This window comes from Okeania sp. SIO3B5 (genome assembly GCF_010692555.1).
GTDB lineage: Bacteria > Cyanobacteriota > Cyanobacteriia > Cyanobacteriales > Microcoleaceae > Okeania.
In genome coordinates this window covers 1-10,652 of the sequence record NZ_JAAHHG010000051.1, presented here as the reverse complement: position 1 = coordinate 10,652, position 10,652 = coordinate 1, and the positions used below count along the sequence as shown (strand labels likewise).

Genomic DNA, 10,652 nt, shown 5'->3' with positions numbered 1-10,652 from the left:
AATAATTATGGCAAACTCTCAATTCGAGAAGATAGAGAAAGATTTAGAAGAATTAATAACTGGCTTTAAAGATGCCAATAAACTTTTCAAAGATTTAGAGCATATTCAAAGTGAATTTGAATCTTTAGCAAAAACCCATAATGAATTAAAGAAAATTGTAGTAGAAGTCGAACAACTTCGTAATGAATATTTAGAAAAAAATGAAAAACTTGATGAATATTTAGAAAAAAATGAAAAACTTGATGAATATTTAGGAACAGTCAAACAATTTAATAAGGAATTATACGACATACCATATCTACTTAATCAAAAACTGCAAAATTTTGAAGAACGTTTTACTCAGCTTACAGAGGAGAATGAGACAAAATTTGAGGAGCTGAAATCCCAAATAATAGAAAATGTGTCTATAAAAGATGTGGATTTAGGAACCAAGGAACCAGACAATACTCAAAGCGTTAAAAAATTACCAACTCCACCTCCATCAGCTCAAGAAATGGAGGACTTTCTGTCTCAGTTAGATGGGGTAATTCTTGACAGCAAAGCTGATCAACAAGTAGCACACAGTTTTTTAAGGAAAAATTTGGATAAATTAAATGATCGCTTTCCTGAAGTTTTACAGAATTGGTCTAATAAAACTTTACCCAAGGTAGAAGCTGCAGAAAAGCAAGAATTTATTAAGAGAGTTACTGCTATTAGTTCTTTAATTAGAAAATTTGATGGAGGGGTGCGGGCGACTAATTTGGAAATTGCTCTGACTGGACACAAGATTGTAGCTTCTATTCTGACTCCGACTGAAACTCCTAGAAATTGGGTGGTTATTCAAAATTGTCTAGGTTTGACTTATTTGAAACGGGTTCAGGGAGAGCGGGATGAGAATTTGAGGAAGGCGATCGCTTATTTTAATGCGGCTTTGGATTTTTGCACTCAAGAGCAATTTCCTAAGGAGCGAAAAACTCTGCTTGAAAATATCAAAAAAGCGAAAACCCAACTCATAAATATATGAGAAAAGGAAAAAATTTCTTCATAAACCTTCGTTTTTTTCAATCCCTTATACCAATTTCATAAAATATTGCCAAGCCTGGGGACACAGGGAACAGGGAACAGAGAAAGAAAAACATAAATATTAAAGAGGAAAAAAGGTGGAAATTTTAGAATTTATGGAATTTATAATTTTTTCTTTTAGGAATAAATCACAAATTAAGATGTAACTACCTTTTTTGAATTTGGTATTAAAGTAAATATGATTTTAATTTTATTGCTGTTGTTCTTCTACAATCTTTTTTACCGAAAAATTGTAGTTTAAAGCCTCCCCTTTTAAGGGGATAATAAAGAAAAATTTTCATTATTAGTCAATCCTCTCCTTGAAAAGAAGAGGTAATTATTCATTATTCATTATTCATTATTCATTATTCATTATTCATTGTTGAAAGTATCTAAAGATAATTCTAATGATTGAGCAATGATTTCTAAACTTTAACCTAATGGTACTTAGACATTCCACTCATCTGTGCGGTCTAGGTGTTATATAGCTACAAATTTTGACAATCTGATAAATTAGATCGAATATAAACCTAAAGGTCACAAAATACTATGAAATTTTACATTGTAGATGTATTTGCTGAAACTAAATATGCTGGTAATCAACTGGCAGTATTTACAGGTTCTGAAGTTGAGAATCTTTCTGATAATGAAATGTTGCAAATTGCCAGAGAGATGAACTATTCAGAAACTACTTTTATTTTATCTTCAACACAACGAAATGATGGTTATGATGTGCGGATATTTACTCCTACTAAAGAATTACCTTTTGCGGGGCACCCAACATTAGGAACTGCCTATATTATTCAACGAGAAATCATTAAAAATTCGGTGGAAAAAGTGATTTTAAATCTGGGTGTAGGGCAAATTAATGTGAGTTGGAAAGATGAAGTTTTATGGATGGGTCAGAATGTGCCTACTTTTGCTGAAAAATATCAAATTGAATCTTTAGCAGAGGTATTAAATTTAGAGGTGGATGATATAGATATGAGGTTTCCTATTCAGGAAGTTTCGACAGGAATGCCTTTTATTATTGTGCCTTTGAAAAGTCTCAAAGCATTGAAGAAGGCTAAAGTAAATTTGGATAAATATTATCAGTTTATTCAGACAGCAAAAGTGACAGAGATTTTAATATTTTGCCCAGAAACATACAATAGTATTAATAATTTAAGTGTAAGAATGTTTGCACCATATTTAGGAATTACTGAAGACCCGGCAACGGGCAGTGCTAATGGTTGTTTAGCAGGATATTTAGCCGAGTATAATTATTTTGGTGAGGCAAAAGTTAATATTAGGGTAGAACAGGGATATGAAATTAATCGACCTTCTTTATTATTGTTACAAGCAGAGAAAAAAGTAGAAGGAATAGAGGTATTAGTTGGTGGTAAAGTTATCATGGTCGCTCAAGGAGAATTTGTTGTTTAAATTAAGGAAGAAGGAATAAGGAGTCAGGAGACAGGAGACAGGAGACAGAATTTAGAAGAAAATCAGGTGTTGCTGAAATGTAATGATAAGTAGCTAAAGATAAAATTGAAAAACTTATGTTTTACGTTGATACTTAATCTAAAAATCATTACCACTCAGCAACGCCAAATTTACAGCAGGAGACTTAATCCTTGACTCCTATTGACCACTATAATTTTATTCTTATTTCTTATTTCTTATTTCTTACTTCTTACTTCTTACTTTTGAATTTTGACTTTTGAATTTTGACTTAGTAGGGGACCTCAGAGTTACACACTCGCTTCTGACTTCTGAGTTCTGACTTCGTTAATGAGGAGCAAAATTTACAGCAGGAGACTTAATCCTTGACTCCTATTGACTACTATAATTTTCTTCTTATTTCTTATTTCTTACTTCTTACTTCTTACTTTTGACTTTTGAATTTTGACTTTTGAATTTTGACTTAGTAGGGGACCTCAGAGTTACACACTCGCTTCTGACTTCTGAGTTCTGACTTCGTTAATGAGGAGCAAAATTTACAGCAGGAGACTTAATCCTTGACTCCTATTGACTACTATAATTTTCTTCTTATTTCTTATTTCTTACTTCTTATTTCTTACTTCTTAACTTTTGACTTTTGACTTATGTTTTGGGGAGTGGAGGAGCAGGGGAATAGAGAGTATAAAAATGTTTTTTAAGCTTTAATTAACCAAGAAGTGCTATTAACTTTTTCACGAATTTCTATCGCTTGTTGATGATAATTCTTAGCTTGCTGGTCTTGCCCTATATTTTGGTAAACTTTTTCGATCAAATCAAGAGTTTTTACTAAATTTTTACCATATTCAGCAAAAATACTTCTGCGAAATCCATCTTTTTCTTTCTGTTCATAAGTTGCCATTTTGTGAGGATATACATGGAGAGAATGAAGATTTTTTTCTACTTTAGGAAGATTATTTACTGTTAGTGCTAACCGATCTAGAGAATCTTCCCATAGCCTTTGCCGAATCTCTAAAGCAAGTTCTAAAAATGCTTTAGCTTGACGAGGTCTACTTATGAGAAAATATGCTTCTCCCATGTTATGTAGTGCGATTGATTCGTTGATTTGGATTGTCAATTTATCATTTTTTGCCGATTGAGCAAGCTTTTGGAAAATATTTAAAGATTTACGAGAATACTCTAGGGATTTAGCTGATAATTCAGTTAAATTATAAATCGTACTAATGTGATTAATTGTTTTGCCCATACCCACTACGTCTTTTATTTCCCTGAATATTATTAGAGCTTGTGAATAACACTTTAAAGCTGTAGAATATTCTTTTAAAAGATGATGAATTTCTCCTTTTTTATTATATAAAGTGGCAACTTTTGCTTCATTATCTATTTTTTTTGCTAATTCTAAGGCTAGTTCTATATATTTAAGAGCATTAGCATATTCTCCTATTTTATAGTGAACTAATCCAATCCGATAAACAAGTTCGAGCCTTTGTTCTTTGTCATTAATTAATCTAGCAATTTCTAAAGCTTCTTGAAATATTTTTAATGCAGTTTCTAGTTGACCGATACTATAAAAGCGATCGCCTTTTTGAGATAGATGTTTTAATTCATTTTGATGGCTAGGATAAGATTTCATCGTATTGCTCCCTGTCATAATATTGCTTCCTGATTAAAGTTCATTTTTTGAGCGATGCACTGGTTAATTATAAAGTAGTTATCCTACTATATTTTTTTGGAAAAAAACAACCACTTATAAGCTATATTTTATGAAATTTGTCTTAAAAATATTGCCAACCAATCGTAAGCATTCAGCTATTAGCTATAGCGCTGTGCGCAGGCAACAGCTCCGGAAAGCAACAGCTCATCTGGGGGAATAAAAAACTGATAATATATAGACTTTTAGCCATTGGAAAGTTATTGTAATTTGTAAATATGCCAGCGCACATTGCTATATCAGTAACAAGATTCTCTCCTTAAGGACAGTGTTTATATTAATATAGACTTCAAGGACAAGAGAGCTAATCTTTTGTAGTAAGACAATTAATAAAGCTTTGATCGTAAACTAAAAGCAATTTTTATCTAATCACAATAAATTGAACCCTACTCCCCTACTCCCCCACTCCCCTACTCCCCTACTCCCCCACTCCCCCACTCCCTTTTTCTAAGCGTGACAATAAATAGACCCTGCACCGTCAATGGGCGTACTTAAAATTGTTTGGAGTGATAATATCATGTCCTGATAATAGCGCGATAGAACTCCGTTCCGCTCACGCAATCAAAAAACCTTCTCCCTTTGAACCAATATTGCCTTCTGCCTTCTGCCTTCTACTTTCTGCCTTCTTCAATTTCACGCATAATGACAACGAAATCTTAAATAAAAGGGCAAAATATAGGTATTGTAGATTACATACTTTTCACCATAACTCTGCCAAATTTCAAGTTTTTGTTGACGATACTTCTCTGCTTTTCGTAGTTGACCTATATGGCGATAAACTTTCTCGATTAAATTCATAGTATTAGCTAAGTCCCCTTCATATTGGGAGATAATATTTTGACTAAAGCAAGTTTTTTCTTGTTGAAGTAGCTGGTGTGTTTGAGATGATTTTTTACTGTTAGGGTAATTATTGTAGATAGTCTCTCGATCTAAAGAATCTGGCGTTTTACTAAATCTATTCAAAGTTACTTTGCAAATTTTATGACGAATAGCTAAAGTAAGTTCTAGAATTTCTTTTGCTTGACTATATAGACCCATCCACAAGTAAGCTTCTCCTATATTATAAAGAACTGTAGCAATATTAATTTGGCCAGCTAATTTATCTAATTCTGATTTTCTTTCAAATTTTTGGAAAATTTCTAGAGATTTTTGACAACAGTTAAGAGTTTTTTCAAATAACCCTAATAAATTGTATATTTCCCCTAAATTATTAAGAACTATACCAATGCCTAATAAATTAGAAAAATATTGGGCAGTTTCTAAAGCTTGAGCATAGTATCTTAAGGCAGGAGTATATTCTATAGACAAACAATAAGTTTCACCAATATCATTCAAAATCATGACAACTTGATTTTGGTCGTCAATTTCTTGAGCAAGTTGCAAGGCTAAATTGAGATATTTTAAAGCAAAATCATATTTTTCCAGACGACGATAAACTAATCCAATGCGGTTTAATATATTTATTTGTTGCTCAAGTGTGGGAACAAATTTTAACGCTTCCTGAAAAGTATTTAATGCAATTTCAAATTGTCCCAGATCGAATAAGCGATCGCCTGCTTGAGATAGTTGTTTTAATTCTGTGGAATGGATAGCAGTGGACACCATAAGTAGCTCCTCCAGAAGAATACTAGAATTTTTCTGTTGTAAACTACATCTATTTCTCAAATTTGGCAGGTTATGCAGAATAAAGTCAAAAGTTATAAGTCAAAAGTCAAAAGTTAAAAGTCAAAAATTATAAGTTAAAAATTATAAGTTAAAAGTTATAAGTCAATTGAGCATTATTATTGCCAAATTGGATAATGCCAAACCGATCAAAATTATCTTTTCTGTAGCGGGTTCAATACCCCACAGTCATTTCAGTTATCAGTTATCAGTTATCAGTTATCAGTTCCCAGTTTTCAGTACCTCTAGCTGTTTCGCAGCATTCCGTAGTAAAGCATTGGGATTGAACTACGAAATATCCTTTTTTTTATCTTCTTAAAAGAGGAGACGTAACTACCCAATTTTTCGGTCAATGGGGGCGCTTAAAATTGTTTGGGGTTTGTAGAAAAGTCAAAAGTCAAAAGTCAAAAGTTAAAAGTCAAAAATTATAAGTTAAAAGTTATAAGTCAATTGAGCATTATTATTGCCAAATTGGATAATGCCAAACCGATCAAAATTATCTTTTCTGTAGCGGGTTCAATACCCCACCGTCTAAACAGTGCTTAAAATTGTTTGGGGTTTGTAGAAAAGTCAAAAGTCAAAAGTTAAAAGTTATAAGCAATTTTACCGAAAAATTCAGGTATAAAGCCTCTCCATTCATGGAGAAAAAAGAAAAAAATCCTTTTATCCAATGTTCTTAACTTTATAAGAAGAAGTAATTCTAAATTCTAAATTCTAAATTCTAAATTCTTGAACTTCTTCAAGGATTAAATTCAAAAGGGGGAAAAGTCTCCTGATTTTCTGGCGTTAAATAAACTGTAGCAATAAACTTCTCATTCCAACTTCCTACAACATTAGTAAATATATAAAAATCATCCTCATTAGAACTTAATTTCTGTTCAACTAAAATTCCCGTTGCATCACTAACTCGTAATTTTATTTTTTCCGGTAAACCTTCCCCTGTAGGTGTACTTAATATTAATAGCAACATCCATTCTAATATTGAATTTGAGACTAAAGACCAAGTTAAAGCATACAATCTTAAAGGAGTTTCATCTAATAATAAATCGTGATAAGCAACCCTAGCATGAGGAGGAATATATACACCATTTTGGGGCAACTCTCTGATAATTCCGGCAATTTCTTCTGTAGGAGAAGATATTCCCCTCATGGGAGATAGTACCGATAACTCTGGTAATAAAACCCAGGACAATTCATTCGCAAAATCATCTAATTCATTCTTTAACCAACGCCCCACATTAATTGTAGGTTCAGTCAAAAGACTAAGTAAATCTGGTAAATATTTACTCAAACTACTTAAAGATTGTTCTGAATTTTCTGTAATTTCTACTAAATTATTCGGCATATTCCCCTGCTCTATTTCTACTTGCAATTGCCAATTATATATCCAATTTAATAACTCCAAATTAGTGAGGATAGTTTTTCCCTGTTCCCAGTCAAAAAATTCCCATAAACTTTGTTCCGATAGTTGAGGTAATAATTTTGTTAATTCAGCTTTATCTACAGCTAAATTATTTGACTTAGCTTCTACCTCTGGCAAAGGAATTCCTGCTACATCCAAACAATTAAGATAAAGTAATAAATTATCTATTTCTGTATCAAAGCAACTCCAGGGAATTTGATAATCCCAATCTTCATCTGGCATTAGATTAAGCTGTGTTTTATTGCGCATTAAATCTGCATAAGAAATAAAACTATTAATCACAACTGTTTCTAGTTCTTCTTGTACTTCCACCACTATATATAAATGATGGGCAAACTCTGGTAAATCTACTACTGCTCTAGGTAAACTAACTTCTTCATCTATAAAACTACCTTGAGTAATTAGACAAACTTTAAACTGATTAATATTAAGATGACAAACGGCTGGAATTGAGTTAGAAATAGCTGGATTAAAAATAGAAGCATCAGCTAAATTAACTGTTAAATTATTTGTGCCTCGTTCTTCTAACCATTGTTCAAATCCGAACAAAGCTAACCCATTCAAATATGTTTGCCATTGCCGCAATTCGTTAGGGATTTGATTGCTAATTTTGATAGCTTGCTCAATTTTATCTAATGGTAAATGAATAGATTCTGTAGCAATGCCTTGAAAATCTAGCAAGTATTCTAATTTATTAGTTAGTTCATTCTTCATTTTAAAGTTTTCCTTAATAATTAAGTTTTATCTTTTCTTTTACGGGTTGAATATCTCACCGCCATTTCAGTTATCAGTTATCAGTTATCAGTACCTCTAGTGCAGTATGGCAGAAATAACTAACCAGTTACAAAATCCTAAAAGCCTTACCAATCAATACTTTTGACTTTTGACTTTTAACTTCCGCGTAGCGGCACTAGCTGTTTGCGCAGCATTCCGCAGGAAAGCATTGCGATTGAACGACAGAATATCCTTTTTTTTATCTCCTTAAAAGAGGAGGCGTAACTACTCAATTTTTAGGTCAATGGGGGCGCTTAAAATTGTTTGGAGTTTGCAATTGATAAACAATTCTGCCTACTTCCTATTGCCCACTGCCTTCTACTTTCTTCAAGATAAATTACAATCACTCAATCGATCTAGATGTTGACAAACTCTTTGAGCGAATAAATTTGCTTGAAGACTAGATTGAGACTTATAACCTTCTGATTCTACTTCTTGAAATACTCTATTTATTTGTTCATCTAGAGCAATTTCTATTTTTTGGTCTATAGTTTTTAGATGTTTTGGGTCTGCATAATCTTGAGCAATATCTAATATCCGACCGCGCAAACTAATTAATAATTCCTGTCTAATATCAGCCCGAAAAGATTTTAATTTTAGTAAGCGAGTTACTTGATATTGCGCTTTTAAACCAACATTTTGAGCAATTTCTGTCATAGATTTTCCCTGACAATAATATAGATGTAACGCTTGGATAAATTGTTCCAATTTTGGTTTTTTTCTTTTTTTTAATAATTCCATCCAAGTCTCAGTCACTTTAGCTATAGCATCATCTAAACTTAAAATAAATTGCTTTCTATAATTGCTCAAAAATTCATTCTCTTCATCCATAGTATCAACTTCTTCTTGAACAGGAAAAATCTGATTCGCTAAAGATTTATGGTTAGAAGTATCTAATGGTATGGTCGGTAGAGAACCACTTCTCACGGAAATTCGATATTCTCGTATTTGAGAAGCCAGGTCTTGCAACTTAGTAAATATTTGCTTTGGAGAAATATTTGTACCAGTTTTAGTTTTAATTAATTGAGCAATTTGTTCTAATTGTTCTGTAGTTGGTGGTAAGCATTTTCTCCCTGCTCTTGACAAACTTTTTTGACGACGTTGCGCCCGATAAATAGCATGATAACTTGATAAAATATCTATACTTTCCCGAGTTTCAAAAGCAGTAAAATTATAAAATACTGAGAAAATTTTCTCTAGTTGTTTGGGAGGAGTATCATTCAGAATTGCCCAATCACTAATTAAATAGACTCCACATTCTAGCAAGAAACTATTAAGCTCAGGATGCTGTTTAACTTTTCTAGTTGTCCAGCTAGCTAAATTGCTTTGGCTTGGGTTAAAACTTTGGAGAATTTCTTGGGCAAAAGAACAACAAGAAGTTTTATTTTTTTGACTAGAGATTCTGCCGTCATCAGTCAAAACATAAGGAAATAAATTTTGGCTAGTAAAGCCATAATTTTTACCAAAATTAGCCGCTAATTGTTGACAAACTCGGTCAATTTGCCAAGAGATAAAACAGAGAAGACAACGTTCTGCTAATAAAGAATCTCTGTCTAGATTAGTATCTGAATTATCTTGCACCCATGCTAAAAGTTTACGCTGAATATTAATGTCCGAAATATCACTATCTGTTACATACTCTGGAAATTTTAAGGTAAAAAATTGTTTTGCCTCTGTAATTTCCAGGATTTGACGAGACCCAGAACTATTAATCTTAATCTGTTCCCAGTATTTAGAAGCAGTACCCATTCACTTTTAGATTTCAGATAAATAAAAATGGACAATTATTCAGATATATTAGCTTATAGTAGAAGAAAGAAGGAACAGTATTATCAATTAATGAAGTTGTCTTAGTTTTAAACTCTCGATCTGTCCTAACCTTTGCTTTGACTGCTATAAAACCTAAAAAGCGTCGGGAGGAAGTTAGCCAGCCTGTTTTAACGGCTGGATGAATAACGACGCGCGGGTTTTAACCCGAAGTAAAAGTCTGGTATAATAGCGGAATAAGGAACAAGGTTTGTCGCCATGACATGACTGCTAGTACGGTGAAATTCCGGTGGACAGGAGACGGGGAATTAACTTCCTACGACGGCTGTTTGCGCAGCATTCGGCACCGAAAAGCAAGTAGGCAGCTAGAGCAGCGATTTATTGCTCCAACCAGTGCGAGTAAAACCACTCGTGAAAGCTAACAAAAAAAAGTAGACTCACAGCTAGATTTCCGTCTATGCCGAGGAGTTTAGGAGTCTGTTGACAGGCTTTAAGCAAATGTGGATTTATCCCAAATGGGGGTGGACTAACCACAGAATCCAGGGTGTTTCAACCCCTGGAGATGTCAAATTAACCCCTAAGATATTCAATCCACAATGCTGATTATTGTTGATTGTATAATCATTTTTCCTGGTCAAAAGTTTACTCTAATATCAGGATATTTATCCCGTCAATAGGAATATATTTCTATATTCCTAGAGGTTATGCAATATTGATAGAGGGAAGAAGTAATATGAAATCCGGTTGAATACTTATGAGAGTTGTTGGGAGTGGGGGAGTGGGGGAGTGGGGGAGTGGGGGAGATCGGAAGAGACAACGTCAGAACTCCAGGCACCA

7 protein-coding genes are annotated in these 10,652 nt (G+C 33.2%); 3 read left to right on the top strand and 4 right to left on the bottom strand.

From position 1 onward, the window contains the following. The first annotated feature begins 7 nt into the window (after nt 1-7). Complete coding sequence (locus F6K54_RS09845; RefSeq protein ID WP_293076952.1) at nt 8-1,003, top strand: hypothetical protein; 996 nt, start codon at nt 8-10, stop codon at nt 1,001-1,003. Between the two features lie 587 nt (nt 1,004-1,590). Next, nucleotides 1,591-2,463: a PhzF family phenazine biosynthesis protein gene (locus tag F6K54_RS09840; protein ID WP_293076950.1), complete on the top strand. Its 873-nt coding sequence runs from the start codon at nt 1,591-1,593 to the stop codon at nt 2,461-2,463. Between the two features lie 712 nt (nt 2,464-3,175). Here F6K54_RS09840 and F6K54_RS09835 read toward each other — a convergent pair. The 4 genes from F6K54_RS09835 to F6K54_RS09820 form a co-directional block, all read right to left on the bottom strand. Further along, nucleotides 3,176-4,111: a tetratricopeptide repeat protein gene (locus F6K54_RS09835; protein WP_293076948.1), complete on the bottom strand. Its 936-nt coding sequence runs from the start codon at nt 4,109-4,111 to the stop codon at nt 3,176-3,178. 711 nt (nt 4,112-4,822) lie between these two features. Next, the gene (locus tag F6K54_RS09830) at nt 4,823-5,794 is read right to left on the bottom strand and encodes a tetratricopeptide repeat protein (RefSeq protein WP_293076946.1); all 972 of its coding nucleotides are present in this window, start codon (nt 5,792-5,794) and stop codon (nt 4,823-4,825) included. 796 nt (nt 5,795-6,590) lie between these two features. Beyond that, nucleotides 6,591-7,988 (bottom strand): DUF1822 family protein, encoded by a 1,398-nt coding sequence (locus F6K54_RS09825; RefSeq protein ID WP_293076944.1) that lies wholly within the window; start codon nt 7,986-7,988, stop codon nt 6,591-6,593. Between the two features lie 387 nt (nt 7,989-8,375). Beyond that, nucleotides 8,376-9,797, bottom strand: coding sequence for a hypothetical protein (locus F6K54_RS09820; RefSeq protein WP_293076943.1), 1,422 nt, complete (start codon nt 9,795-9,797; stop codon nt 8,376-8,378). 281 nt (nt 9,798-10,078) lie between these two features. On the opposite strand from F6K54_RS09820, the gene F6K54_RS09815 reads away from it, so the two are divergent. After that, complete coding sequence (locus F6K54_RS09815; RefSeq protein ID WP_293076941.1) at nt 10,079-10,237, top strand: hypothetical protein; 159 nt, start codon at nt 10,079-10,081, stop codon at nt 10,235-10,237. The last annotated feature ends 415 nt before the right edge of the window (nt 10,238-10,652 follow it).